Annotated in this window: 24 protein-coding genes and 1 riboswitch; of the genes, 9 read left to right on the top strand and 15 right to left on the bottom strand. The window is 71.0% G+C overall.

The features are described 5' to 3' along the window. Positions 1–5: 5 nt before the first annotated feature. From AB0917_RS01125 to AB0917_RS01115, 3 genes are all read right to left on the bottom strand, one after another. Positions 6–1,175 carry a cysteine desulfurase family protein gene (locus tag AB0917_RS01125; RefSeq protein ID WP_366817329.1) on the bottom strand — a complete coding sequence of 390 codons (1,170 nt, stop codon included), beginning with the start codon at positions 1,173–1,175 and terminating at the stop codon, positions 6–8. Positions 1,176–1,385: 210 nt separating this feature from the next. Further along, positions 1,386–1,832, bottom strand: coding sequence for a hypothetical protein (locus AB0917_RS01120; protein WP_366817328.1), 447 nt, complete (start codon positions 1,830–1,832; stop codon positions 1,386–1,388). A 102-nt stretch (positions 1,833–1,934) separates the two neighbouring features. After that, positions 1,935–2,090, bottom strand: a complete 156-nt coding sequence (locus tag AB0917_RS01115; RefSeq protein WP_366817327.1) for a hypothetical protein — start codon at positions 2,088–2,090, stop codon at positions 1,935–1,937. 122 nt (positions 2,091–2,212) lie between these two features. Here AB0917_RS01115 and AB0917_RS01110 point away from each other — a divergent pair, with 122 nt between their 5' ends. The 3 genes from AB0917_RS01110 (at position 2,213) to AB0917_RS01100 (ending at position 4,665) form a co-directional block, all read left to right on the top strand. Beyond that, entirely contained in the window at positions 2,213–2,836 is a 624-nt protein-coding gene (locus AB0917_RS01110; RefSeq protein WP_366817326.1) for a TetR family transcriptional regulator, read from the top strand. Positions 2,837–2,899: 63 nt separating this feature from the next. Continuing rightward, positions 2,900–3,784, top strand: a complete 885-nt coding sequence (locus AB0917_RS01105) for a DUF2268 domain-containing putative Zn-dependent protease (RefSeq protein WP_366817325.1) — start codon at positions 2,900–2,902, stop codon at positions 3,782–3,784. A gap of 59 nt (positions 3,785–3,843) precedes the next feature. After that, positions 3,844–4,665, top strand: coding sequence for a MerR family transcriptional regulator (locus AB0917_RS01100; protein WP_366817401.1), 822 nt, complete (start codon positions 3,844–3,846; stop codon positions 4,663–4,665). Between the two features lie 11 nt (positions 4,666–4,676). Here AB0917_RS01100 and AB0917_RS01095 read toward each other — a convergent pair whose 3' ends face one another. The 11 genes from AB0917_RS01095 to AB0917_RS01045 all read right to left on the bottom strand — a co-directional run bounded on the left by AB0917_RS01095 (position 4,677) and on the right by AB0917_RS01045 (position 15,818). Further along, positions 4,677–5,345 (bottom strand): WYL domain-containing protein, encoded by a 669-nt coding sequence (locus AB0917_RS01095; RefSeq protein ID WP_366817324.1) that lies wholly within the window; start codon positions 5,343–5,345, stop codon positions 4,677–4,679. Positions 5,346–5,375: 30 nt separating this feature from the next. Further along, a complete protein-coding gene (locus tag AB0917_RS01090) occupies positions 5,376–6,248 on the bottom strand; it encodes a thioesterase family protein (protein WP_366817323.1) in 873 nt (290 codons plus the stop codon). 60 nt (positions 6,249–6,308) lie between these two features. Next, entirely contained in the window at positions 6,309–6,980 is a 672-nt protein-coding gene (locus AB0917_RS01085) for a trimeric intracellular cation channel family protein (protein WP_366817322.1), read from the bottom strand. An 18-nt stretch (positions 6,981–6,998) separates the two neighbouring features. Further along, the gene (locus tag AB0917_RS01080; protein WP_366817321.1) at positions 6,999–8,270 is read right to left on the bottom strand and encodes an oligopeptide/dipeptide ABC transporter ATP-binding protein; all 1,272 of its coding nucleotides are present in this window, start codon (positions 8,268–8,270) and stop codon (positions 6,999–7,001) included. Then, entirely contained in the window at positions 8,267–9,259 is a 993-nt protein-coding gene (locus tag AB0917_RS01075) for an ABC transporter ATP-binding protein (RefSeq protein WP_366817320.1), read from the bottom strand. The genes AB0917_RS01080 and AB0917_RS01075 overlap by 4 nt, the downstream gene beginning before the upstream one ends. Positions 9,260–9,265: 6 nt before the next feature. Next, positions 9,266–10,228: an ABC transporter permease gene (locus AB0917_RS01070; RefSeq protein WP_366817319.1), complete on the bottom strand. Its 963-nt coding sequence runs from the start codon at positions 10,226–10,228 to the stop codon at positions 9,266–9,268. 1 nt (position 10,229) lies between these two features. Next, positions 10,230–11,234: an ABC transporter permease gene (locus tag AB0917_RS01065; RefSeq protein WP_366817318.1), complete on the bottom strand. Its 1,005-nt coding sequence runs from the start codon at positions 11,232–11,234 to the stop codon at positions 10,230–10,232. An 85-nt stretch (positions 11,235–11,319) separates the two neighbouring features. Further along, on the bottom strand, positions 11,320–12,993 hold the full coding sequence (locus AB0917_RS01060; RefSeq protein WP_366817317.1) for an ABC transporter substrate-binding protein: 1,674 nt from the start codon (positions 12,991–12,993) through the stop codon (positions 11,320–11,322). 230 nt (positions 12,994–13,223) lie between these two features. Further along, positions 13,224–13,970 carry an enhanced serine sensitivity protein SseB C-terminal domain-containing protein gene (locus tag AB0917_RS01055; protein ID WP_366817400.1) on the bottom strand — a complete coding sequence of 249 codons (747 nt, stop codon included), beginning with the start codon at positions 13,968–13,970 and terminating at the stop codon, positions 13,224–13,226. Positions 13,971–14,300: 330 nt separating this feature from the next. After that, the gene (locus AB0917_RS01050; RefSeq protein WP_366817316.1) at positions 14,301–15,071 is read right to left on the bottom strand and encodes an enhanced serine sensitivity protein SseB; all 771 of its coding nucleotides are present in this window, start codon (positions 15,069–15,071) and stop codon (positions 14,301–14,303) included. Positions 15,072–15,134: 63 nt separating this feature from the next. After that, entirely contained in the window at positions 15,135–15,818 is a 684-nt protein-coding gene (locus tag AB0917_RS01045; protein WP_366817315.1) for an ATP-binding protein, read from the bottom strand. Positions 15,819–15,981: 163 nt separating this feature from the next. After that, positions 15,982–16,080, top strand: a riboswitch (glycine riboswitch). A 176-nt stretch (positions 16,081–16,256) separates the two neighbouring features. Between AB0917_RS01045 and gcvT the strand changes: the two genes are divergently transcribed. The 5 genes from gcvT (at position 16,257) to AB0917_RS01020 (ending at position 22,608) form a co-directional block, all read left to right on the top strand. Then, the gene (gene gcvT / locus AB0917_RS01040) at positions 16,257–17,372 is read left to right on the top strand and encodes a glycine cleavage system aminomethyltransferase GcvT (protein ID WP_366817313.1); all 1,116 of its coding nucleotides are present in this window, start codon (positions 16,257–16,259) and stop codon (positions 17,370–17,372) included. A 120-nt stretch (positions 17,373–17,492) separates the two neighbouring features. Further along, the gene (gene gcvH / locus AB0917_RS01035) at positions 17,493–17,870 is read left to right on the top strand and encodes a glycine cleavage system protein GcvH (protein WP_366817312.1); all 378 of its coding nucleotides are present in this window, start codon (positions 17,493–17,495) and stop codon (positions 17,868–17,870) included. Between the two features lie 19 nt (positions 17,871–17,889). Then, positions 17,890–19,149: a serine hydroxymethyltransferase gene (glyA, locus tag AB0917_RS01030; RefSeq protein ID WP_366817311.1), complete on the top strand. Its 1,260-nt coding sequence runs from the start codon at positions 17,890–17,892 to the stop codon at positions 19,147–19,149. Between the two features lie 203 nt (positions 19,150–19,352). Next, complete coding sequence (locus AB0917_RS01025; RefSeq protein ID WP_366817310.1) at positions 19,353–20,738, top strand: L-serine ammonia-lyase; 1,386 nt, start codon at positions 19,353–19,355, stop codon at positions 20,736–20,738. A 925-nt stretch (positions 20,739–21,663) separates the two neighbouring features. After that, a complete protein-coding gene (locus AB0917_RS01020; protein WP_366817309.1) occupies positions 21,664–22,608 on the top strand; it encodes a DMT family transporter in 945 nt (314 codons plus the stop codon). A 111-nt stretch (positions 22,609–22,719) separates the two neighbouring features. Here the strand turns inward: AB0917_RS01020 and AB0917_RS01015 are convergent, their stop codons facing one another. Next, positions 22,720–23,520 carry a LuxR C-terminal-related transcriptional regulator gene (locus tag AB0917_RS01015; protein ID WP_366817308.1) on the bottom strand — a complete coding sequence of 267 codons (801 nt, stop codon included), beginning with the start codon at positions 23,518–23,520 and terminating at the stop codon, positions 22,720–22,722. A gap of 464 nt (positions 23,521–23,984) precedes the next feature. Here AB0917_RS01015 and AB0917_RS01010 point away from each other — a divergent pair, with 464 nt between their 5' ends. Further along, positions 23,985–24,794 carry an alpha/beta fold hydrolase gene (locus AB0917_RS01010; RefSeq protein WP_366817307.1) on the top strand — a complete coding sequence of 270 codons (810 nt, stop codon included), beginning with the start codon at positions 23,985–23,987 and terminating at the stop codon, positions 24,792–24,794. The last annotated feature ends 29 nt before the right edge of the window (positions 24,795–24,823 follow it).

Raw genomic sequence — 24,823 nt, 5'->3', positions numbered from 1 at the left:
CGCCGTCAGCTGAGCCCGGCCGTCCGCGCCCGCTCCACCGCCGGGCCGATCGCCTGGGCCAGCGCTTTGACGTCGTCCTCGGTCGAGGTGTGGCCGAGCGAGAAGCGCAGGGTGCCCCGGGCCAGCTCCGGGTCGGTGCCGGTGGCCAGGAGTACGTGGCTGGGCTGGGCGATCCCGGCGGTGCAGGCGGAGCCGGTGGAGCACTCGATGCCCTGGGCGTCCAGGAGGAGCAGGAGGGAGTCGCCCTCGCAGCCGGGGAAGCTGAAGTGGGCGTTGGCCGGGAGCCGCCCGGCCGGGTCCGGGTCGCCGCCCAGGACGGCGTCCGGGACGGCGTGGCGTACGGCGGCGACCAGGTCGTCGCGGAGGGAGCCGACGCGCCGGGCGAAGTGCTCGCGCCCCTCGGCGGCCAGCCGCCCCGCCACCGCGAAGGAGGCGACGGCGGGCACGTCCAGGGTGCCGGAGCGCACGTGCCGCTCCTGGCCGCCGCCGTGCAGCACGGGTACGGGGGTGTGGTCGCGGCCCAGCAGCAGCGCGCCGATGCCGAACGGGCCGCCGATCTTGTGGCCGCTGACCGTCATCGCGGCCAGTCCGGAGGCGGCGAAGCCGACCTCCAGCTGACCGAACGCCTGGACCGCGTCGGCGTGCATGGGGACGGCGAACTCGGCCGCCACCGCCGCCAGTTCCCGTACCGGCATGATCGTGCCGATCTCGTTGTTGGCCCACATCACGGTGATCATCGCGACGTCGTCGGGGTTGCGGAGGATCGCCTCGCGCAGGTCCTCGGGGTGGACCCGGCCGTAGCGGTCGACCGGGAGGTAGTCGACGGTCGCGCCCTCGTGCTCGGCGAGCCAGTCGACCGCGTCCAGGACGGCGTGGTGCTCCACGGGGCCCGCGAGGACCCGGGTGCGGCGGGGGTCGGCGTCGCGGCGGGACCAGTAGAGGCCCTTGACGGCGAGGTTGTCGGCCTCCGTACCGCCGGAGGTGAACACCACCTCGCTGGGGCGGGCGCCGAGGGCGTCGGCGAGGGTTTCTCTGGACTCCTCGACGGTACGGCGGGCCCGGCGCCCGGCTGCGTGCAGGGAGGACGCGTTGCCGGTGACGGCGAGCTGGGCGGTCATCGCCTCGATCGCTTCGGGAAGCATCGGCGTGGTCGCGGCGTGGTCGAGGTAGGCCATGGTGGGGCCGATTCTACGAGTCCGGGGCGGGGCGCATGGCGGGCGCGTCACCGCGCGGTGGCCGAACACGCTCGCACAGGGGTGCGACGGACCGGCCCGGAACCCTCCCGGAACCCGGTCCGGAACCCGCCCGGGGTCCGATCCGGAGCCCGGCCGGAACCCGCCCCGGAGCCCGATCCGGAACGGGGTGAGCGGCTCGGAACGGCCGCGTCAGGCGCCGAGGTTCCAGGCGACCGTGCCGTTGGCGGTGACCAGGACGGCCAGGACGACGAGGTCGGCGACGCCGAGTGCGAGGCCGAGGTAGGCGCGGCGGGGGCGACGGGTGCGGCGCGCCAAGGCCAGCAGCGCCATCACGATCGCGGTGGGGCCGAGGAGCAGGTTGAACGCCAGCAGGCCGACGAGGCCGAGGACGAAGGACGCCACAGCCAGCCCGTCCGCCTCACGGCCGGCGGCCCGGCGGGGAGCGGGGGTGGGGGCAGCGGCGGGGGTGGCTTCCGGGGCCGGGGTGGCCACGGTGGCCGGGGTGGCCGGCGTGGCCGCTTCGCGCGGAGGCGGCTGCCGCGGCGCCACGCCCTTGTCACCTTTGTCACCCCTGTCACCCCTGTCAGCCTTTTCGATGACGTGGCTCGTGCGGCGGGCGAGGTCGGTGAGGGTCATGGTGCGAGCTCCTTCGGATCGGTCCGGATGAGGCAGGCTCAGCGGGTGCCGGTGCGGGTGCCGGTGCGGCGGGCGCCGGTCAGCGGGCGTGGCGGCCGCCGGTCAGCGCGTACGGCGCCCGTGGCGCTCCCGTACGGCGAAGATCAGCAGCCAGCAGCCGATCACGGTCGCGGCGGCCAGGGAGACCGGGACCGGGAGCTGGGCGACCGCCCCGAGGGCGATTCCCAGCAGCAGCAGCGCGGCGACGAGGACGAGCACGGCGGGACCTCTCTGTACGACGACGAAGACGAAAGCCGTTCGGAGTACGAGTGTTCACTGACCAGTCAGCCTAAACCTATGACCCCTTCCTTGGCTCGGAGAACGGTTGTTTACTGAATGGCATGAGTCACACCGCCGGGATCCGCCAGGCCCAGAAGCTGAAGACCCGCCAGGCCCTGCTGGACGCCGCGCTCCTGCTGCTGGAGCACCAGAGCCTGAGCAGCCTGGGGCTGCGCGAGGTGACCCGGGCCGCCGGGGTCACCCCCACGGCCTTCTACCGGCACTTCGAGGACACCGCGGCCCTCGGCGTGGCCCTGGTGGAGGAGACGCTGGGCAGCCTGCACGGGCTGATCGCCGCGGTGCTCGCGGAGACGGGCGACAGCGAGGAGCGGCTGGACCGCAGCGTGGCGGTGATCGCGCGGCACGTCGGCGCGCAGCCCGCCCACTTCCGGTTCATCGCCCGCGAGCAGCACGGCGGGGTGCGCCCGGTGCGCGAGGCCATCGCCGCCCAGCTGTTCCGGTTCGCGGAGGAGGTGGCCGTGGCGCTCGGCCAGGAGCCGGGGTCGGCCGGGTGGAGCGAGGAGGACCTGCTGATGCTGGGCGGCCTCTACGTGGACCACATGGTGATCACCGCGTCGGCCCTCCTGGAGGCCGGTCCGCGGCATGAGCGGGACATCGTCGAGGTCGCCCGGCGGCGCCTGCGCCTGGTCTCGATCGGCCGCGCCCACTGGCTGGACGAGGGGTGAACGGACAGGGCCGGGGAACGGCGCTTGACCCTCCTGCGACAGGAGGCTCTACGGTCCCCGGACATGAAGATCATCGTCCATGACACCGCCTCCGCCCTGCTCGACCTCCTGCACCGCCCGCACGCCCAGCGGCCCGACGCCCTGCGCGAGATCCTCGCCCCGTTGCAGGAGGTGACGTCCCGGGTGGGGATCGGGGACCTGGTCGAGACGCACCGTACGGGCAGCGGCTTCCGGCTCGACCGGGACGACCCGCGCCACCTGGCGGCCCTGGAGCGGATGCGGCAAGCGCGGGTGTGGCAGCGGATCGAGGAGTCCCTCGCCGCCGCACGGGAGCGGCTGAGCACGGCGGCGCCCGCTGCGCGGACGGCCGGCACCGTGCATGTGGTCCTGGTCCTCGGTGACCCCGACAACCCGCTGACCACCCTGAACGACGGCTACTTCGGCTTCGGCGGCATTCCCGGGGCGATCCTGCTGACGATGTGGCCCACCGCGACCAGCCTGGCCAGGATCGAGTACGCCGCGGCCCACGAACTGCACCACAACGTCCGCTACGCCAACGTGGTCTGGGACCCGACGGCGGTCACGGTCGGCGAGCAGGTCGTGGCCGAAGGGCTGGCCGAGGCCTTCGTACGGGAGCTGGCGGGCGAGGCCGCCATGGGCCCCTGGGCCACGACGCTGTCCGGCGCGGAGCTGGACGAGGCCTGCGCGAAGGTGGCGGCCGGAATCGACGTCGCCGGGATGCAGAACCTCCCCGCGTACGTGTACGGCGACCGCACCACGCGCCATCTGGGGCAGCGGCCGGTCGGACTGCCGGACTTCGCCGGATACGCGGCCGGGCTGCGCTTCGTGGACGCCCACCTCGCGGCCTCCGGGCTGACCGCCGCCGCGAGCGTGGCCCTGCCCGCGCGCGAGGTGCTCGCCAACGCGGGCGTGCCGACCACCGCGTGACCCGGCTCCGCGCCCCGTACCCCCGGCTCCCGTCCGCCCGGCTGCGGGAGACTGGACCGGTGATGAGCGAGGACCGCCGCCCGCAGGGGCCGCCCGCCGACGGGCTGACCGTCGGGCGGACGGCCGCGCTCGTCGGGGTCAGCGTGAAGACACTGCACCACTGGGACACGATCGGTCTGGTGCGGCCGGGCGGGCGCACACGGGCCGGATACCGGGTGTACGGGGACGACGACGTCGCCCGGCTCCACCGGGTCCTCGTCTACCGGGAGATCGGCGTCCCGCTCGCCGAGATCGGGCGGCTCCTGGACGACCCGGGTGTCGACGCGCGCGAGCATCTGCACCGGCAGCGCGGGCAGCTCGTGGACCGGATCTCCCGGCTGCGACGGATGGTCGGAGCGGTGGACCGGATGCTGCTGGAGTCGAAGCCCGGGATTCGGCTGTCCCCCGAGGAACAGGTCGAGATCTTCGGGGCCGACTGGCAGCCCGGCTGGGCCGACGAGGCCGAGGAGCGCTGGGGCTCCACGGACCAGTGGGCGCAGTACGCGGAGCGGGCCGCCGGGATGAGCGCCGAGGATTGGAAGGCCGTGGCGGCGACCACCGAGGCCCTGAACACCGACCTCGCCGCCGCGTACCGCACCGGCGTCGCCGCCGGATCGGACCGGGCGAACGCCCTCGCGGAACGGCACCGCGCGCTGATCTCCACGTACTTCGACTGCACGTACGCCATGCAGGTCTGCATCGGCCGGACGTACATCACCGACCGCGGGTACGCCGCGCACCACGACGCGATCGAGCCGGGGCTCGGCCGATGGCTGTGCGCGGTGATCGCCGCGAACGCCGGGGCCCACGGCGTCGATCCGGAGTCCGCCACCTGGGAGTGACGGCGGGCCCTTCAGCCGCCGGCCGCGTACACCTCGACGACCTGGGCGGCGGCCTCGGCCAGCAGCTCCCGGGCCTCGGGCGGGGCGAGCACCTCCAGGTTCGGCCCGAAGGAGAGCAGGGAGCGGGCCCAGGCGACCTCGGGGACCGCGAGTTCGGCCAGCAGCCACCGGGCCGGCCTCTCCCCGGCCCGGGGTTCGTCCGGCTGCGGCTCCCCCGTCAGCACGCCCGCGTGCAGGCGCCGGAACAGGTCCAGCCGGGAGCGGTGCACCCGGACCCGCAGACGTACCCCGCCGGGGCGCCGCTCCACCTGGGCGCGCAGCACGTCCCACACCTCGCCCAGCTCCACCCCGGCCCGCCGCCGCGCCGGCTCCTCGGTGCGGTCGGCGGCCCGGATCCGGTCGGCGCGGAAGAGGCGGCTGGTCTGCTCGGCGGCCGGGCGGTGCGGGGCGGGCAGGGCGGCCATCACCTTGCGCAGGGCGGAGCTGAGCGCGGCGTCCAGGCCGAGCGCGGCGTGCGCGCCCTCGGTGGCCAGCACGAACAGGGCGCGGGCCTCGTCGGTGGTGAGGCCGGTGACGTCGGTGCGGAAGCCGTGGAGGACGGCGATGCCGCCGTACCGGCCTGATCCGCCCCGGACCTCACTCGATCCTCCCCGGACCTCTCTCGATGCAGCCCAGTCCACCCTGCCGCGGCCCGGTCCGGGGGGCAGGCCCTACTCGGTGCGCGGGGCCTTCGCCAGTTGGCGGGACTGGGCGACGAGGCGGTCGGCGCTGTCCCAGACCTCGGCGTCCTCCTCCAGGAAGCCGCCCGCGAGGTTGCGGGTGGTGATGGAGACGCGCAGCGGTCCCGGGGCGGGGCGGCAGCGGATGTGGGTGGTGAGTTCGACGGTGGGGGTCCAGCCGGTGAGGCCCAGCTCGAAGGAGGTCGGCGGCAGGGCGTCCACGGTGAGCAGCAGGGAGAGGGCGTCGGGGTCGCGGCCGTCCGCGAGGCCGAACCAGCCGCGCATCTCGCCCTTGCCCGACGGGGCGCCGACCGCCCAGCCGACCGTGGCCGGGTCCAGCCTGATGTCCAGGCGCTCGGTGATGGCCGAGCTGCCGGGGATCGGGGCGTTGCCGTCGGCCGCGCCGAGGCACTGCTCACGGGCGGGCATGGCGGGCGGCAGGGCGGTGGTGCGTACGTCGTCGGGGAGGGCGTCCAGGTCGCCGTAGGTGGCGAGGACCCGGATGCGCTCGATCTCGCTGCCGTCCTCGGCGTACTGGAAGAGGGAGGCCTGGCCGGTGGAGAGGGTGCGGCCGGTGCGGACGGTCTGGGTCCGGATCACGGCGGGGCCGGGGACGGAGGCGGTGAGGTAGTGCGCGGAGACCGAGAACGGGTCGGGGTGCGGCAGGGCCTCGCCCAGCGCGCGGCCGAGGAGCGCCAGCAGATAGCCGCCGTTGACGGCGTGGATGATGGTCCAGCCGGCGGAGAGCTCCGCGTCGTAGACGCCTTCCTCGCGCGGGGTGACCGCGGTGTCCCGGTCGAACTCGCTGTCGCCGATGGTTGCCCGTGCGGTCTGTGCCGCCGCCTCTGTCGCTGCCTGTGCCATGGCATGCACGGTACATCGATCGCCCTACTGAGCGGTAGCTTTTTGGGCGAGATCACCGCCTCAGGTCGCCGCCGGGCCCTCCTCCGCCCGCGCGGAGGAGCGGTTGTACGCGCGGGGCGCGCGCCAGTGGAAGCGCAGGGCCAGCAGGCGCAGGCTGAACGCGGTGATGACCGCCAGACCGCTGGTGACGGCGTTGAGGGTGTCGAAGCGGATGCACAGGACGACCATGGTCGCGCCGACGATGGCGGGCACCGCGTACAGGTCGCGGTCCCAGCGCAGCAGCGAGGGCACCTCGTTGGCCAGCACGTCCCGCAGCACGCCGCCGCCCACCGCGGTGGCCAGCCCCAGCGCGGCGGACGCCGTGAGGCCGAGGCCGTACTCGTACGCCTTGACCGTGCCGGTCACGCAGAACAGGCCGAGCCCCGCCGCGTCGAAGACGTTGACGCCGGTCTGGATGCGCTCCACGTGCGGGTGGAGGAAGAAGACGAGCCCGGCGGCGAAGAGAGGGGTGGTGAAGTAGCCGAGGTCGGTGAAGGCCGCGGGCGGGATCGCGCCGATCATCACGTCACGGAACAGCCCTCCGCCCAGCGCTGTCACCTCGGCGAGGACCGCGATGCCGAAGACATCGAAGTTCTTGCGTACGGCGAGCAGGGCGCCCGAGATCGCGAAGACGAAGATCCCGACGAGGTCGAGCGCATGCTGGACGGAGGGCGTGAACAGTTGGGTGAGCACCGGACAATTGTGCCCGTCCTACTCCTTGGCTCCGTCCTCCGCCGGTACGGAGCCGGACGCGTCGGCCTGGCCCGGCACGTTCGCGGGCAGCTCGGCGGCGGTCTTGAGGGCCGAGCCGGTTCGGGAGACCTCGGCGGTCCCGGACGGCCCGGCGGTCTCGGGCTCCTCCTTCTCGGCCGGGGCACCGGCGGCCGGGGTCCCGGGTGAGGTCTCCCCCTCCGACACCTCCACCGCCTCGCTCGCCACCGCCTCCGTGGAGACGACCGCCTCGATCCCGGTCGCCAGGGTCTGCTTCACCGTCCCGGCCTCGATCTCGGCCGTGAAGTGGCAGGCCACCTTGTGCCCGTCGCCCGTGTCGAGCAGCGGCGGGCGCTCCGTGGCGCACTTGGTCTCCTGCACCCACGGGCAGCGGGTGTGGAAGCGGCAGCCGGCCGGCGGGCTGGCCGGGGAGGGCAGGTCGCCGTGGAGCAGGATGCGCTCGCGGCGGTCCTCGACCTCGGGGTCGGGCACCGGGACCGCCGACATCAGCGCCTTGGTGTACGGGTGCCGGGGCCCCGCGTACAGCGCGTCGCTCGGCGCCTCCTCGACCAGCCCGCCCAGGTACATCACCCCGATGACGTCCGAGATGTGCCGGACGACCGCGAGGTCGTGGGCGATGACCAGGTAGGTCAGGCCCAGCGACTCCTGGAGCTCCTCCAGCAGGTTGATCACCTGCGCCTGGACCGAGACGTCCAGGGCGGAGACCGGCTCGTCGCAGATGATGACGTCCGGCTCCAGCACCAGCGCGCGGGCGATGCCGATGCGCTGGCGCTGGCCGCCGGAGAACTCGTGCGGGTAGCGGGACATCGCGTTGGCCGGCAGGCCGACCTTGGCGAGGATCTCCTTGATCTTCTCCCGGCGCTCCGCCTGGTCCTTGCCGATGTTGTGGGCGGCCATGCCCTCGGCCAGGATCGACTCGATGTTCTGCCGGGGGTTGAGGCTGCCCAGGGGGTCCTGGAAGACCATCTGGAGGCGGCGGCGGAAGGACCGCATCTCCTCCGAGGGCAGCTGCGCGAGGTCGGTACCGTCGAAGACGACCGCGCCCTCGGTGATGTCGTTCAGCCGCAGCACCGCGCGGCCGAGCGTCGTCTTGCCGCACCCCGACTCGCCGACCAGGCCGTAGGTCTGGCCGGCCTCCACGCTGAGCGAGACACCGTCGACGGCGTAGACATGGCCCACCGTACGGTCGAAGAAGAGGCCCTTCTTGACCGGGAAGTGGACTTTGACGCCGTCCAGTTCGAGCAGGCTCATGCCGGGACCTCCGCCTTGGGCAGGACCGGGTTGACGCAGCGGACCTGGTGTCCGGCGGTGCGTGGTTCGGTCAGTTCGGGGGTGCCGGTGAGGCACTCCATCGTGTAGTGGTCGCAACGGGGTGCGAAGGCGCAGCCGTCGGCCCAGGCGATCTTGTCGTTGATGGAGCCGCGGATCGGGTTGAGCGGCTCGCCGCGCGGCGCGTCCAGACGCGGGATGGAGCCGAGCAGCCCGTGCGCGTACGGGTGGGTGGGGTGGGCGAACAGCTCGCGGCGGCCCGCCGATTCCACCGCCCGGCCCGCGTAGAGCACGTTGACCTCGTCGCAGAGGCCGGCCACCACACCGAGGTCGTGGGTGATCATCAGCAGGGCGGTGCCCTCCTGGTCGACCAGCTCCTTGAGCAGCTCCAGGATCTGCGCCTGGATGGTGACGTCCAGGGCCGTCGTCGGCTCGTCGGCGATCAGCAGGCGGGGCGCGCAGGCCACCGCCATGGCGATCAGCGCGCGCTGGCGCATACCGCCGGAGAGCTGGTGCGGGTACTCCTTGAGCCGCCGGTCCGGGTCGGGGATGCCGACCCGGTCGAGCAGGGACACCGCCTCCTTGCGGGCCTTCTCGCCCTTGAGGCCGCGGTGGCGCTGGAGGATCTCGGTGACCTGGATGCCGATGGGGATGACCGGGTTCAGCGAGGAGAGCGGGTCCTGGAAGATCATCGCCAGCTGGCTGCCGCGCATGTCGCGGAGCTTGCGCTCGCTGATGCCCAGCAGGTTCTGGCCGTCGAACTCGGCCCGTCCGCCGATCCGCACACCCTTGCGGGGCAGCAGCCCCATCAGGGCGAGCGAGGTGACGGACTTGCCGCACCCCGACTCGCCCACCAGGCCGACGACCTGGCCCTGGTCGACGCCGAAGGAGACGCCGTCCACGGCCGTGGCGTCCTTGCGGCCGCGCGCGGTGAAGGTGACACTGAGTTCTTCAACTGAGAGCAGTGGCATAGGACTTCAGCCTCGCAGCTTCGGGTCGAGGGCTTCGCGCATGGACTCCCCGAGCAGGGTGAAGCCGAGTGCGGTGATGATGATCCCGATGGCCGGATAGGCGGCCATCATCGGCTCGTTGTCGAAGAAGCGCTGCGCCTGGGAGAGCATCACGCCCCACTCGGGAACGGCCGGATCGGGGTTGCCGAGCCCCAGGTAGGACAGGGCCGCCGCCTCGATGATCGCGGTGGCGAGGCTCAGCGTCGCCTGGACGATCACCGGGCTCAGGGAGTTCGGCAGGATCTGGGTCAGCACGATCCGCTTGCGCCGGATCCCGACCGCCTTCGCGGCGAGCACGTAGTCCGCGCCGCCCTGGACCAGCATCGAACCCCGCAGCAGGCGGGCGAAGATGGGGATCTGGACGACACCGACGGCGATCATCACGGTGGTCAGCGACTGCCCGAGCACGGCGGCGATCGAGACGGCCAGCAGCAGGGACGGCAGCGACAGCATGATGTCGGTGATGCGCATGACCACGGTGTCGATGCGCCGGCCGATCTTGCCGCCGAGGGTGGCGGCGGCGCCGGAGACGATGCCGACCGAGGCACCGACGATCAGGCCGATGAGCATGGAGACCACACCGACGAGAAGCGTCTGCCGGGCTCCGACGAGCCAGCGGGAGAACATGTCGCGGCCCAGGTGGTCCAGGCCGAACCAGTTCTCGCCGCGCATGCCGACGAACCTGCCCTGGTTGGGGAAGACCTCGCTGCGCCAGTTCTGGGCGGTGGGGCCGTGCGGCGCCACCATCGGGCCGACGACGGCGACGAGCACGAAGGCCGCGATGATCGCCGCGCCGATGATCGCCATCTTGCTGGAGCGCATACGGCGGAACGCCTCGCGCCACAGGCTGGTGCCGGCGACCGACTCGGAGCTCTGGGTCAGCTCGGCGAGGCGGTCGATCTTGTCTGCCTTGTTGGTCATGATCGTCACGTCAGTGCACCCGCACTCTCGGGTCGATGATGCTGTACGCGAGGTCGACCAGGAGGTTGATGAGCACGTACACCATCGCGATGAAGAGAATGAACCCGACGAGGACCGGGTAGTCGCGCCCGTCGATCGCGGTACGGATGAAGGAGCCGATGCCGCCGAAGTCGAAGACGGACTCGGTGAGCACCGCACCGGAGAGCAGGCTGCCGGTCAGCAGGCCGACCGCGGTGATCACCGGCAGCAGCGCGTTGCGCAGCACGTGGCGTCCGCGTACGACGCGCTTGTCCAGGCCCTTGGACTCGGCGGTGCGGATGTAGTCCTCGCCGAGCACCTCCAGGACGCTGGCGCGGGTCATCCGGACGATGACGGCGAGCGGGATCGAGGCCAGCGCGACGGCCGGCAGGGCCAGGTGCATGATCGCGTCCCAGCTCGCGTCGAGTTCGCCGGTCAGCAACCCGTCCAGGACCGAGAACCCGGTGATGTCGGTGGCGTTGAGTCCGGTGGTGAGCCTGCCCTGGCTCGGGAACCAGCCCAGCTGGACGGAGAAGATCCCGCGCAGCAGCATGGCGAGGAAGAAGACGGGGATGCAGATGCCGAGCAGCGATCCGGAGACGGAGGCGACGTCCAGCCAGCCGCCGCGGTGCTTGGCCGCCAGATAGCCCATCGGGATGCCCACGACCACGGCGATCAGGATCGCGGCGACGCTGAGTTCCACGGTGGCGGGGAAGCGCAGGGTGAATTCCTCCCACACCGGCTGTCCGGTCTGGGTGGAGGTTCCGAGGTCGAGCTCGAAGATGCGCTTGAGGAAGCGCCAGTACTGGACGTGCACCGGCTCGTCGAGCCCGAGTGCACGGTTGATCCTCGCCACTTCGGCTTCGGTGGCCCGTTCTCCCAGGATCGCTGAGGCGGGTCCGCCGGGCAGTCGGTTCAGCCAGAGGAACAGCAGGACCGACAGGCCGAGCAGGGTGGGAATGAGCTGGAGAAGTCTTCTTACGACGAGTCGCAGCACCCCGCATGCCCCTTTCTCACGTGCGTCGATGCGGATCCGCCCGGCCACCTGGTAGCTGTGGCCGGGCGGACCCGCTGGTGTGCGATTACTTGAAGGAGACCTCGGCGAAGTTCTCCTGCGTCAGCGGGGAGACCTTCGGCGGGTTGACGTTCTTGGCGAACGCGATGGCCGGCGGGGACGACGAGATCGGCACGCCCGGGACGTACTCCATGATCGCCTCGTTGGCCTTCTCGTACGCCGCGGTGCGACCGGCGGTGTCGGTGACCTTGGAGGCCGCGTTCACGGCGCCGAAGACCTTCTCGTCCTTGAAGCCCCACTGCTTGTCGGGGCCGGAGAACCAGGTGCCGATGAAGTTGTAGCCGTCGTTGAAGTCACCGGTCCAGCCGAGCAGGTGCAGGGCGCAGGAGCCGGACTCGGTGGCGTCCAGGTAGTCCGGGGCCCACTTCATGGCCTTCGGCGTGATGGTGATGCCGGCCTTCTCCAGGTCGGCCTTCATCAGCTCGAACATGTCCTGCGGGGCAGGCATGTACGGGCGGGTGACCTCGGTCGGGTAGCAGAAGTCGATCTTCAGCTTCTCCTCGCCGGCCTGCTTGAGGAGGTCCTTCGCCTTGGCGGTGTCGAACGGGTACGTCTTCACCTTGTCCGAGTAGCCGGCGACCGTGTCGGGCATGAACTGCGTGCCGACCTTGCCGCCCTCGGGCAGCTGGGTGTTGACGAGGTTCTCGCGGTCGATGGCGTGCGTGATCGCCTGCCGGACCTCGAGCTTCTTCAGCGCCGGGTTGGCCGACTGGCTCATGCCCACGTAGAAGATGTTGAAGACGTCACGGGTGGGGACCTCGTAGCCCTGCTTCTCCAGCGTCGTCACATCGGCCGGGGCGACCAGGTCGTAGCCGTCGATGTCACCCGCCTGGAGCGCCTGGCGGCGGGTCTCCTCGGTGGAGATGGTGCGGAAGACCAGGTTCTTCACCTTGGCCTTGTCGCCCCAGTAGTCGTCGAAGCGCTCCAGGGAGACTTCCTTGTTCCCCTTGTTCCACTTCACGATCTTGTACGGGCCGGTGCCGGCGACCGTGCCGGCCTCCTGGCTGTACTTGGGGTACGTGATCGCGTCGCCCTTGGCGGTCGCGTCCTGCTTCTCGTACTCCTTGAGCGCCTTCGGCGAGTGGATCGCGAGCGCCTGGAGGGAGAATCCGCCCGGCAGGTTCGCCGAGGGCTCGTTCACCTCGATGACGGCCGTGTTCTCGTCCTTGGCGGTGCAGGACTTGTAGTTCGGCTTGGGCGCCTCGTCGTCCTCGTTCTTGGCGAACCCGCCCATGATGGTCTGCCAGTAGTAGGAGACCGCGCTGGACTGGTACGTGCCCTTCCAGTTGAACCAGTGGTCGTAGTTCGCGCAGACCGCGGCGGCGTTGAACGCCTCGCCGTCGTGGAACTTCACGCCCTGGCGCAGGTTGAACGTCCAGACCTTGCCGGCCGCGTCACCCTCCCACGTCTCGGCGAGGCCACCGACCAGCTTGCTGCCGCCGGGCTCGTGCTCCAGCAGCGCCTCGAACGCCTGACGGGTGACGCGGAACGTCTCGCCGTCGCTCGCGAGGGCCGGGTCGAGGGAGCCTGGGTCACCGGAGCCGGCGAAGACGAAGGTGTCCTTCCTGTCGCCGCCCTTGGAGCCGCCCTCGTCCCGCTCGCTGGAACAGCCCGTGGCGATCAGACCGACAGCGACCGCTGCCGTGATCGCCCGGCCGGCCCGGGACTTGAATATGCGCATGGGTCCACCCCTGGTTCGCCATGTGGTGAGGTTTGATGGCCGCACACTACAGACGGGGTACACCGCAAGAGAACAGTCCGGATAGCGGTGAGACCTAGTCGAGACCCGGACAGTTGACAAACCGTCCAGATCCGGGACATCCCTCCACGCCCGGTTCACACGCCGGACATCTGGCGGTGCTCAGCGAGGCAGGGGCGCCGAGCGGCCCGGCTCCACCTCAACCGCGCAGTTCAGAGGTGCCGCTGGGGCGGGTGCCCGTAGCCGGGGGCGACGGCCGGCGGGGCGGCCGGGGCGTGCGCCTCGCGGTCGTAGAACGGGCGGGCGTTGGCGCGCAGCCACATCGCGACCGGGTCGTACTCGTCGGACATGGCGACGGTGGAGACGGGCAGCCCGTCGGGGACCGTGCCGATCGACTGCCGCATCATCGCGCGCACCGCGTCGACGGAGGCCCGCCCGGTGTCGTACAGGTCGAGCCCGATCGTGAGGTACGGGACGCCGACGGCGGGGTGCACCCAGGCGCGGCGCAGGGAGCGGACGGCCGGGGTGCGGTGGGCGTTCTGGGTGAGCTGGGCGTAGAACTGCGGGAGTTCCACGGCGGGCTCGGTCAGCCGGAGCGGACCTGCGGGCAGCCGGTCCAGGCCGGTGGCGATCCGGCGCAGGTCGAGCCAGGGGATGCCGACGCCGCCGCCGGGGGCGTGCGGGTTGAGCCAGATGCCCCAGCGGTCGGGGAAGAGGACGCGGGCGATGTCCCGTCCGGAGACCAGCTCGTGGGCCCGGCTCCAGCCGCTGGCGGAGAGCTCCTGGGCGGAGGTGACGCACGGGGCGTACCCGAGGCCGTCGATCTCCATCGACCCGTACTGGGCGTCCGGGGAGCCGGCCGTGCCGTTCCAGAGCAGCATCCAGACCCGGCCGTCGGCGAGGGCCGCGAGCAGCGCCTCGTAGGCGTCGTAACGCCCGGGGCTCACCTGGCGCAGCATGTGCTCGACCTGCCCGGTCGCCGCAGTGCCTGACGCACTCACCCTGGGTCCCGCCCCTCATCGATCCGTCCGACGCTCCCGGGCACACGGGAGCGGCCTCGCCATCAAACCAGCTTAGGCGCCACTTCTGACACCGACTTGACGCCACGGTCGGGCGGGGCCGGAACGCGGGCGCCTTCCGAGGCGGCCGGTGGCCTTCGCGCCGGTACGTCTCGCCGCCTCGCGCCGGTATGTTCCGTGGCCCTCACGCCGGTCCGTTCGGTCGCTCTCATGCCGGTCCGTTCCGTGGCCCTCACGCCGGTCCGTTCCGTTGCTCTCACGCCGGTCCGTTCAGTGGCCCTCGCGCCGGTAGAACGGCCGTACCTTCTCGCGCATCCAGTCGCCGACCAGGTCCTGGGCCATGTCCAGCAGGACCAGGTTCACCGGCCAGGGCACCTCCACCCGGCCGAGCGCCCGGCCCAGGGCGTCCATCGGGACGCTCTGGCCCGTGCCGTCCCAGGCGGCGAACTCGACGCCGACGAAGAGGACCGGGTCGCCGCCCTCGATGCTGGCGAGCGCCCGGCGGGCGGTGCTCACCACGCCGGTGGCCTCGAACTCGGCGGAGACGGCGGTGAGGAAGTCGACCGGGTCGTGCTGCCAGTCCGGTTCGTACAGCTTGACCCGCCCGCCGGTGGCCGGGCCGTCCAGGGCGGTGCGCCCGGCCCGGCAGAGCTCGGCGACGGCGGGCGGCGGCAGCGGTATGCCGACCGCGCCGCCCGGGTTCACCGCGATGCCGACCTGCGGGGGCAGGCCCCGGGCGAAGTCGCGGGCGGGCGCCACGGCGAAGGACATGTGGCTGCCGACGCAGCTGAGGAACTGGCCCTCGGAGCTGAAGACGGGGACGTACGCGGCGCCCTCGATGTCCATCATCGGCAGGTCCAGGTCGGCGCTGGCGGGCGAACCGCCGTTCGGCAGCGGCACCCAGACCGAGCTGCGGCCCAGCACCTCGACCAGGCGGCCGCCCGCGTCGGCGACGCCGAGGGAGGCGGTCAGCACCTCTTCGAGCTCGTTGGCGGGCCACCCGTGCTGGGGGTGCGCCGGGGCCGGTGCCGGAATGTCCACTGCCTCTGTGCCTCTCTCCGCTGCCTGTCGCCCCTTCCGGGGCCTCACCCGTAGGCCAGAACCCTAACCGGAACGGCCGTCCGTGAAGGAGATCCGGTTCAGCGCGCTCGCGGCCTCCCGGTCCAGCAGCACCGCCGAGCCGCAGCCGGCGGGCAGCGTGCCGCGTTCGGTGGAGCGGATCAGCCGGGCGACCGCGTGGCGGTGGCGGGCGAAGGCGTAGCCGGAGACGCCCCGGCCGCGTTCGCGCTGCCCCCGGCGGGCCGTCTCCGGGTCCACGTCGAGGAGGAGCAGGTGCAGGGTGCGGTCCCGGCGGGCGGCGTGCAGGGCGAGCCAGCGGCGTACCCAGGTCTGCGTACCGCAGTCGTGGACGACGACGGACTCGCCGGAGCGCAGGACCGTCCAGAGGCCGAGGTAGTGGGCGACCCGGACCAGGGGGCGGTAGAGGGCGTAGGGAAATAAGCGGGGCAGGGCCGCGGCCCAGAGGTCGCGGGTGTTCTGGGAGTCGATGGCGCGGCCGCTCACCGCCCGCCGGATCAGGGTGGACTTGCCGCCGCCGGGGAGCCCGGAGACGACCACGATGTCGCCCGCGGTGAAGTCGAGGCCCGACGGGCCCCGGCCGGTGCGCCCGCGCAGGTCGCGTACGACCGGCGCGGGGGGTTCCAGCAGCTCACGTGCGGGTGCGCCGGGCTGTGCGGGCATCGCGCCGTGCGCGACCCCCGCGGTCGGTACCGACCGCTGCAACGCCATCGCCCATCCCCCTGCTGTCGGGCCACCCACGCCTGCTCCTGAAGTGTAAAGAAATGGCAAGGCGGCACAACCACTCCCGCCGTTCGCACATGTGTGGGTACCGGCCGCCCCACTCTGCCGCAATGCGTGCGATGATGACCCCGCCAACTGCATACCGGCCGTTCGAATCCGCGCGGGAGAGTTCCGGCCACAGCTGTGAGCCGGGCGCCGAAGGAGCAAGATCCTCCCTTGAATCTCTCAGGCCCCGTACCGCGTGGATGAGGCAGATCTGAAAAGCGAGCCGCCCGGCGGCTCCACCCAAGGTGCAAGCCGACCCCTGTGAACAGGGGCGCTCCTCTCCGGGGCGTACCCCGTCAGGGGATATCGGCGAACCTCTCAGGTTCCGATGACAGATGGGGAGGATTCGTCCTGATGTCGTCATGCCCTGGAGCCGTATCCATGAGCACTGCCCCCCGTCTCATCGCCCTCGACGCGCTGCACCGCTCGCTCGGCGCCACCATGACCGACTTCGCGGGCTGGGACATGCCGCTGCGGTACGCCAGTGAGCGCGACGAGCACAACGCCGTACGCACCCGGGCCGGTCTCTTCGACCTGTCGCACATGGGCGAGATCACCGTCACCGGCCCCCAGGCCGCGGCCTTCCTGAGCTACGCGCTGGTGGGCAACATCGCCACCGTCGGCAACGGCCGGGCCCGCTACACGATGATCGTGCAGGACGACGGCGGGATCATGGACGACCTGATCGTCTACCGGCTGGGCGAGACCGAATATATGGTCGTCGCCAACGCGGGCAACGCCCAGACCGTGCTGGACGCGCTGACCGCCCGCGTGGAGGGCTTCGACGCCGAGGTGCGCGACGACCGGGACGCGTACGCGCTGCTCGCGGTCCAGGGCCCCGAGTCCCCCGCCATCATGAAGGCCGTCACCGACGCGGACCTGGACGGGCTGAAGTACTACGCGGGGCTGCCGGGCACGGTCGCCGGGGTCCCGGCGCTCATCGCCCGTACCGGCTACACCGGCGAGGACGGCTTCGAGCTGTTCGTCGCGCCCGAGCACGCGGAGGCCCTGTGGCGGGCGCTGACGGAGGCCGGTCAGGCACACGGGCTGATCCCCTGCGGCCTGTCCTGCCGTGACACGCTGCGCCTGGAGGCGGGCATGCCGCTGTACGGGCACGAGCTGACGACCGCGCTGACCCCGTTCGACGCGGGTCTGGGCCGGGTCGTGAAGTTCGAGAAGGAGGGCGACTTCGTGGGGCGCGAGGCGCTCCAGGCCGCCGCCGAGCGCGCCGAGGCCGCCCCGCCGCGCAAGCTGGTGGGCCTGGTCGCCGAGGGCCGCCGGGTGCCGCGCGCCGGCTTCCCGGTCGTCGCCGACGGCAAGGTGGTCGGCGAGGTCACCTCCGGCGCCCCCTCCCCCACCCTGGGCAAGCCGATCGCCATGGCGTACGTGGACGCGGCCTTCGCCGCGCCGGGCACCGAGGGCGTGGGCGTGGACATCCGTGGCACGCACGAGCCGTACGAAGTCGTCGCGCTGCCGTTCTACAAGCGCCAGAAGTGATATCCCGGTAGAAACCGGGCCCTCTCGCGCCCGCAGGCGTCACGGAAGTGACGTACCTCTGTCTCACACCGTAAGACCACCGTTCATCAGCACTCCCCCGCGTACAGGAGAATTCAGGTCATGAGCAACCCCCAGCAGCTGCGGTACAGCAAGGAGCACGAGTGGCTGTCGGCCCTCGAGGACGGCGTCGCCACCATCGGCATCACGGAGTACGCGGCCAACGCGCTCGGTGACGTCGTCTACGCCCAGCTTCCGGAGGTCGGCGACACGGTGACCGCGGGCGAGACCTGCGGGGAGCTGGAGTCGACCAAGTCCGTCAGCGACCTGTACTCGCCGGTGACCGGTGAGGTGACGGCGGCCAACCAGGACGTCGTGGACGACCCCTCTCTGGTGAACTCCGCTCCCTTCGAGGGCGGCTGGCTGTTCAAGGTGCGCGTCACGGAGGAGCCGGCCGACCTGCTCTCCGCCGACGAGTACACCGCGTTCTCCGGCAACTGAGACCTTAAGGGACCCCCTGATGTCGCTTCTGAACTCCTCCCTCCACGAGCTGGACCCGGACGTCGCCGCCGCCGTCGACGCCGAGCTCCACCGTCAGCAGTCCACCCTCGAAATGATCGCCTCGGAGAACTTCGCTCCGGTCGCCGTCATGGAGGCGCAGGGCTCCGTCCTCACCAACAAGTACGCCGAGGGCTACCCCGGCCGCCGCTACTACGGCGGTTGTGAGCACGTCGACGTGGTCGAGCAGATCGCGATCGACCGGATCAAGGAACTGTTCGGCGCCGAGGCCGCGAACGTCCAGCCGCACTCCGGTGCGCAGGCGAACGCCGCCGCGATGTTCGCGCTGCTGAAGCCGGGCGACACGATCATGGGCCTGAACCTGGCCCACGGCGGTCACCTGACCCACGGCATGAAGATCAACTTCTCCGGCAAGCTCTACAACGTGGTCCCGTACCACGTCGACGAGAGCGGCCTCGTGGACATGGAGGAGGTCGAGCGCCTCGCCAAGGAGTCCCAGCCGAAGATGATCGTGGCCGGCTGGTCCGCCTACCCGCGCCAGCTCGACTTCGCCGCCTTCCGCCGCATCGCGGACGAGGTCGGCGCGTACCTGATGGTCGACATGGCGCACTTCGCGGGCCTGGTCGCGGCCGGTCTGCACCCCAGCCCGGTGCCGCACGCCCATGTCGTCACCACCACCACGCACAAGACCCTCGGCGGTCCGCGCGGCGGCGTGATCCTCTCCACCCAGGAGCTCGCCAAGAAGATCAACTCGGCGGTCTTCCCGGGCCAGCAGGGCGGCCCGCTGGAGCACGTGATCGCGGCCAAGGCGGTCTCGTTCAAGATCGCGGCGGGCGAGGAGTTCAAGGAGCGCCAGCAGCGCACCCTGGACGGCGCCCGCATCCTCGCCGAGCGCCTGGTCCAGCCGGACGTCACCGAGGTGGGCGTCTCCGTCCTCTCCGGCGGCACCGACGTGCACCTGGTCCTGGTCGACCTGCGCAACTCCGAGCTGGACGGCCAGCAGGCCGAGGACCGCCTCCACGAGCTGGGCATCACGGTCAACCGGAACGCCATCCCGAACGACCCGCGCCCTCCGATGGTCACCTCGGGCCTGCGGATCGGCACCCCGGCCCTGGCCACCCGCGGCTTCGGCGCCGAGGACTTCACCGAGGTCGCGGAGATCATCGCCTCCGCTCTCAAGCCGGCCTACGACGCCGACGACCTCAAGGCCCGCGTCGTCGCACTGGCCGAGAAGTTCCCGCTGTACCCCGGCCTGAAGTAGCACCTGGCCTGCGATTCTGCGCATAAAGGCGGGGCACCGCGCACACTGAACGAGTGAGCGCGGTGCCCCGACCCGTGTCCCCCGCTCCACCCTTTGCACCTGATTGTCCCGCGGGCCCCACCCCGGCCCGTACCGAACCACCTGGCCCGTTCCCGCACCACCCAGGCAGACAACGGCGTCTTCCAACCCCAAGGAGTCCTCCCGTGGCCATCTCGGTCTTCGACCTCTTCTCGGTCGGCATCGGCCCGTCCAGCTCCCACACGGTGGGCCCGATGCGGGCCGCCCGGATGTTCGCGCGCCGCCTGAAGAACGAGGGGCTGCTCGCACACACCGCCTCGATACGGGCCGAGCTGTACGGCTCCCTCGGCGCGACCGGCCACGGCCACGGCACGCCCAAGGCGGTCCTGCTCGGCCTGGAGGGCGAGTCGCCCCAGACCGTGGACGTGGAGTCGGCCGACGGCCGGGTGGAGGAGATCCGCTCCAGCGGCCGGATCAACCTGCTCGGCATGCACGAGATCGCCTTCGCCTTCGACGACGACCTGATCCTGCACCGCCGCAAGGCGCTCCCGTACCACGCCAACGGGATGACGATCCTGGCGTACGACACCGAGGGCGCCCCGCTTCTGGAGAAGACGTACTACTCGGTCGGCGGCGGCTTCGTCGTGGACGAGGACGCGGTGGCCGGCGAGAACCCGATCGTCCCGGACGACACGGTCCTGCGGCACCCCTTCCGCACCGGGGACGAGCTGCTGCGCCTCTCCCGCGAGACCGGCCTCTCCATCTCCTCGATGATGATGGAGAACGAGCTGGCCTGGCGCACCGAGGCGGAGATCCGCTCCGGCCTGCTGGACATCTGGCGCGTCATGCAGGCCTGCGTCTCGCGCGGCATGTCCCGCGAGGGCATCCTCCCCGGCGGCCTCAAGGTCCGCCGCCGCGCCGCGAACTCGGCCCGCCAGCTGCGCGCCGAGGGCGACCCGCAGGCCCACGCCATGGAGTGGATCACCCTCTACGCGATGGCGGTCAACGAGGAGAACGCGGCGGGCGGCCGTGTGGTCACCGCCCCCACCAACGGCGCGGCGGGCATCATCCCGGCCGTCCTGCACTACTACATGAACTTCGCGGCCGGCGGCTGCACCGAGACGGAGAAGGAGGACAGCGTCGTCCGCTTCCTCCTCGCCGCCGGGGCGATCGGCCTCCTCTTCAAGGAGAACGCCTCCATCTCCGGCGCCGAGGTCGGCTGCCAGGGCGAGGTCGGCTCGGCCTGCTCGATGGCGGCCGGAGCCCTGGCCGAGGTCCTGGGCGGCTCCCCCGAGCAGGTGGAGAACGCCGCCGAGATCGGCATGGAACACAACCTGGGCCTGACCTGCGACCCGGTCGGCGGGCTCGTCCAGATCCCGTGCATCGAGCGCAACGGCATGGCGGCGGTCAAGGCCGTGACGGCGGCGAAGATGGCGCTGCGCGGGGACGGCAGCCACAAGGTCTCCCTGGACAAGGTCATCAAGACCATGAAGGAGACGGGCGCCGACATGAGCGTGAAGTACAAGGAGACGGCCCGGGGCGGGCTCGCGGTGAACATCATCGAGTGCTGAGAACGGCTTGCGGACCGGAATTCAACGGAATGAAGACCGTGGCCGGACTGGCATTTCCAGGAGATCGGTCCGGCTGCCGTTTCCGCGGTGCGTCACACGCACACCGAACGCCCCCCCATTTCTTCTTGACCGCCATGAGATATTCCAGAGATTTCCGGGAAACCGTTCATGGTGCGATTCGCTGCCGTCAGTCGCTGTAGCCGCCCGTGAAAACGGGCCCTCCCCGGGTCTTCCGGGCCTGTCCGATGAAAGCCGGATGAAAGCCCGACGAAAGTCCTCTACGCACACCCCGCCGCCCTCGTCCGCGCCGACAATGCTCCGGCGTGAGTCCGTGGGCCATCGCGTCATCGGGCTCCGCGGCCGGCGGAGCCCGGGGGCAGCGCCCCGGGGGGCTCGGCGGTCTGCTCACCGAGTACCGCCGCATTGGTCGGCTCACCGCAGGAAGGCCCGCGAAAAGGCCAGGCCAGGCCCCGTCCGTGCGTGCGGAACCGAGGGCCGTGCCACCTGACGGCCTGTTGACAGGCGGGCTGACGGGCAGGTAGCCCCCTCAAGGCTGGTCACCCTGCCGTGAGATGACGCCGCTGCGCGAGGCTTCCGCGACATCACCACCGTCGCGCCCCGTCGCACGATGGCTCACCCCCAACAGCGAATCCGACGCTCCTGCCGACCTGCCCTCAGCCGGCCCCGTCGTCGATTACTCCGCTATCCAAGAGGAAACCTTCTCCACCCGCCAGGTCCACCGACGCCACACCTCGTGGTCATGAGCGTGTGCGCGACCGCGGTCCGGGGAACCACCTCTCGCCGTCGGAGTACGGCGTCACTCAACCGAACTTCCCCGCCACCGCATCACGCGATCCAGCCGAAAATCAGGCGACTTCACATGAGGATCTGCCGCTTCGGGAAACGGCAAAGCTAGGTTGGCCGAATGAACTCATTATCTGGCCGATCCGGAATGGATCGGCGGGCGCTGGTAGCCGCGTCCACCACTGTGGTGCTCTGGGCCTCGGCGTTCGTGTCCATTCGCGCCGCCGCCGACTACTTCGACCCCGGGGCTCTGGCGCTGGGGCGGCTGCTGACAGGCTCCCTCGCGCTGGTCTGCCTGCTGGTGGTGCAGCGCGGTGGAGTGCCGCCGCGGCAGGCCTGGCCCGGGATCGTGGGGTCGGGGGTGCTCTGGTTCGGCGTCTACATGATCGTGCTGAACTGGGGCGAGCAACTGGTGGACGCGGGAACGGCGTCCATGGTCGTCAACGTGGGGCCGATGGTGATCGCGCTGCTCGGCGGCTGGTTCCTCAAAGAGGGATTCCCGCCCCTGCTGCTGGCCGGCATGGCCGTGTCGTTCGTCGGCGCGGTGGTCGTCGGCGTCTCGACCTCCGGCGGCGGATCGTCCTCGGTCCTCGGCCTGGCGCTCTGCCTGCTGGCTGCCGTGGCGTACGGGGCCGGTGTGGTGTTGCAGAAGCCCGCACTGCGGCATGCGAGCCCGATGCAGGTGACGACGTACGGCTGTCTCATCGGCACCGTCGCATGTCTGCCGTTCAGCGGGCAGTTGGTGTCGAACCTGTCCCAAGCGCCACTGGCAGCCACGCTCAACGTCGTCTATCTGGGGCTCTTCCCCACGGCACTGGCCTTCACCACCTGGGCGTACGCGCTGTCGCGGACCACCGCCGGGAAGCTGGGGGCAACCACCTACGCGGTGCCCGCCGTGGTGATCGTCATCTCGTGGCTCGCCCTGGACGAGGTGCCGGGCTGGGTCACACTCCTCGGCGGCGCCATCTGCCTGGGTGGAGTGGCCGTGTCCCGCATGCCGGGCTTCCGCAGGCGGGGAGATGAGGAGAGCGCGGCGCCGGCCGCTGCGGCGGAGACAGCGCGCTGAGTCACGGGCCGAGGCCGGCAGAGCCGGCGGCGACACCGACAGGGGCGGAGACACGATCTCCCCGCCCCTGTTCTCCTGCCCGCTCGTCCCCCTCTTTCCGCGCCTGACGCTTCACAGGATGAGCGTGGTCTCATTTCTTCCCAGCTCGTAGCCGAACTGGATTCGGGTGTGCGCCCCCAGCTCATGTTTCATCGCCGCGATATGCCCTTGCAGTGACCGTTCACTGATACCGAGCCGACGGGCGATCTGCTTGTCGGGATATCCGGCTATGAGCAGCTTTCCGATCGACTTCCGCAGCGAGGGGATGACCTGCTCGGCCGCTCTCGCGGCATGTGTCGAAACGAAGGGAAAGGGCTTCGCGCGGTCCCATGAGCGTTCGAATATGTCTCTGAGGAAGCGCACGATCGCGGGCTCTCTGATGGCAATGGCGTTGCTACGGCTCTCGTTGGCGGAGATGAAGGCGACGCTTTCGTCGACGATGATGATCCGGTCGTAGAACTCGGCCAGCGTTCTGACCTGAACTCCGTAATCGGAGACGGTCCGCACGTACTTCTTGGTCGCTTCGTCGAATCGCGTGGTGTGCTGATAAAGAGTGCGCATCGCGACGCCCTCTTCTATCTGGCGGCGTACGGATGCGAGGGCCTCGTCCAGAACCGGCCCGGGGCGCGGCCCGTCGGGCTGCGCGGTCAGGATCTCCTTGCGTGCGCCGGCGAGTGCCTCGTCGATGGCGGTGGCAATGGCTTCGAGCCCGTAGTGGTACTCGATGCTGGGGTCGGCGGGAGCTTCTTCTGCCGTCGTCGTTGCGGCTGAGGCCGAGGGTGGGCCGCCGGCGACCAGCCGGGAGAGCGCCTGTAAGTGCTCGACCATGAGCTGTTGCACACCATTCGGGCCTTCCGAGATTTCACGTTCCATTCATACTCTCCAACTTAACCGGTCGTCCTGCCAGTTCGCTGACTCCTGTGGGCCCTCAAAATGCAGGCTGATGCCCCATATCTACTACTGTACGACTTCCGGGTCCATCAGGTCTCGGCAATGCGAAAGTATGAGCTACCTCGGACCTTGAGTCCAGGGTGACCCGGGTGCCACAGTGCTCGAGGCCGGTCGCGGCAATCGACCTCGACTCCGGCGACAATCCAGGGACACGCGTCCCACCCTTTCGAAAGGATCAACAAAATGTGGGCACACCCTTCCCGCGCCCGTACGTTACTCCCGCTGGCCCTAACGGTCTGCATTGTCTTTTCGGCCACTGCGGCCACATTGGCCGACGACGTGCTCGCGGCGCCCTCCACGAACGCCGGCACCTCTCACCGCGTATCCGGCGAGGTAATCACTCCGGCCGATGTTGGCTGGAACTCACCCACGCCCAAGACAACCCCGTGAGCGCGGCCGCTCGGGCGAACTCTTCCTCCTGGTTCATCCGCGACCACGCGGAATCCGAGTTCCCGACCGCCGCACGCGTCTACTGTTTCCCGCACGCGGGCGGTAACCCGCGCCTGTTCCTCAGCTGGCAGTCGGACCTGGCGGATACGGCAGAGATCGCCGCACTCTGCCTGCCGGGACGCGGCCGCCGCTACCGGGAGCCCGCCCCCACCGATGTCGCGGAACTCGCCGACGCGGTGGCGCGCGAGATCACCGCCACCGCCGACCGTCCCTTCATCCTCTTGGGGCACAGCTTCGGCGCGGTGCTGGCCTTCGAGGTCGCGCGTCGGATCGGCCACATGCCGGACTTCCGCCACCTCGTCGCCTCCGGCTGCGCCGGCCCCGCTCTGCTGCCGACCCAGCGGGTGGTGGAGGCCGCCCGGCTGGAGGGCCGGGAGTTCACGGAAGCCGTGGGCTTCTTCGGCGGCCTGCCTCCGGAGGTCGTGGCCGACGAAACCCTCCAGGAGCTGCTTCTGGCGCACCTGCGCGCCGACTTCCGCCTGGTCGCCGGGTACACGTACCGGCCGGCCGCGCCGCTGACCGTACCGGTGACCCTGATCAACGGTCTGGAGGACCCGCACGTCGGCGAGGCCGCGCTCGAGCCCTGGGAGCGGGAATGCCTCCGGCCTCCGGCCCGGCACTGGCGCGAGGGCGGCCACTTCTACTTCGACGGCCGCTCCCGGACCGTCACCGACACCCTGCGGTCGCTCCTGTCCGGAGCACCCGGGGACGGGCATCCTGTCGACGGGCACGTCGTACTCATCTGAGCGTGCCGCACCCGTAGGACACCGACGTC

Source organism: Streptomyces sp. NPDC007346, assembly GCF_040703535.1.
GTDB lineage: Bacteria > Actinomycetota > Actinomycetes > Streptomycetales > Streptomycetaceae > Streptomyces.
This window is presented reverse-complemented; position numbering and strand designations above follow the sequence as displayed.

Excerpts from the sequence above, each read along its gene's own strand:
- AB0917_RS01105 (WP_366817325.1), top strand. The coding sequence starts at position 2,900 with ATGAAGATCATCGTCCATGACACCGCCTCCGCCCTGCTCGACCTCCTG.
- AB0917_RS01110 (WP_366817326.1), top strand. The coding sequence starts at position 2,213 with ATGAGTCACACCGCCGGGATCCGCCAGGCCCAGAAGCTGAAGACCCGC.
- AB0917_RS01060 (WP_366817317.1), bottom strand. The coding sequence starts at position 12,993 with ATGCGCATATTCAAGTCCCGGGCCGGCCGGGCGATCACGGCAGCGGTC.
- AB0917_RS01020 (WP_366817309.1), top strand. The coding sequence starts at position 21,664 with ATGAACTCATTATCTGGCCGATCCGGAATGGATCGGCGGGCGCTGGTA.
- gcvH (WP_366817312.1), top strand. The coding sequence starts at position 17,493 with ATGAGCAACCCCCAGCAGCTGCGGTACAGCAAGGAGCACGAGTGGCTG.
- AB0917_RS01125 (WP_366817329.1), bottom strand. The coding sequence starts at position 1,175 with ATGGCCTACCTCGACCACGCCGCGACCACGCCGATGCTTCCCGAAGCG.
- AB0917_RS01075 (WP_366817320.1), bottom strand. The coding sequence starts at position 9,259 with ATGCCACTGCTCTCAGTTGAAGAACTCAGTGTCACCTTCACCGCGCGC.
- AB0917_RS01080 (WP_366817321.1), bottom strand. The coding sequence starts at position 8,270 with ATGAGCCTGCTCGAACTGGACGGCGTCAAAGTCCACTTCCCGGTCAAG.
- AB0917_RS01015 (WP_366817308.1), bottom strand. The coding sequence starts at position 23,520 with ATGGAACGTGAAATCTCGGAAGGCCCGAATGGTGTGCAACAGCTCATG.
- AB0917_RS01120 (WP_366817328.1), bottom strand. The coding sequence starts at position 1,832 with ATGACCCTCACCGACCTCGCCCGCCGCACGAGCCACGTCATCGAAAAG.
- AB0917_RS01090 (WP_366817323.1), bottom strand. The coding sequence starts at position 6,248 with ATGGCACAGGCAGCGACAGAGGCGGCGGCACAGACCGCACGGGCAACC.
- gcvT (WP_366817313.1), top strand. The coding sequence starts at position 16,257 with ATGAGCACTGCCCCCCGTCTCATCGCCCTCGACGCGCTGCACCGCTCG.
- glyA (WP_366817311.1), top strand. The coding sequence starts at position 17,890 with ATGTCGCTTCTGAACTCCTCCCTCCACGAGCTGGACCCGGACGTCGCC.
- AB0917_RS01045 (WP_366817315.1), bottom strand. The coding sequence starts at position 15,818 with ATGGCGTTGCAGCGGTCGGTACCGACCGCGGGGGTCGCGCACGGCGCG.
- AB0917_RS01055 (WP_366817400.1), bottom strand. The coding sequence starts at position 13,970 with ATGCTGCGCCAGGTGAGCCCCGGGCGTTACGACGCCTACGAGGCGCTG.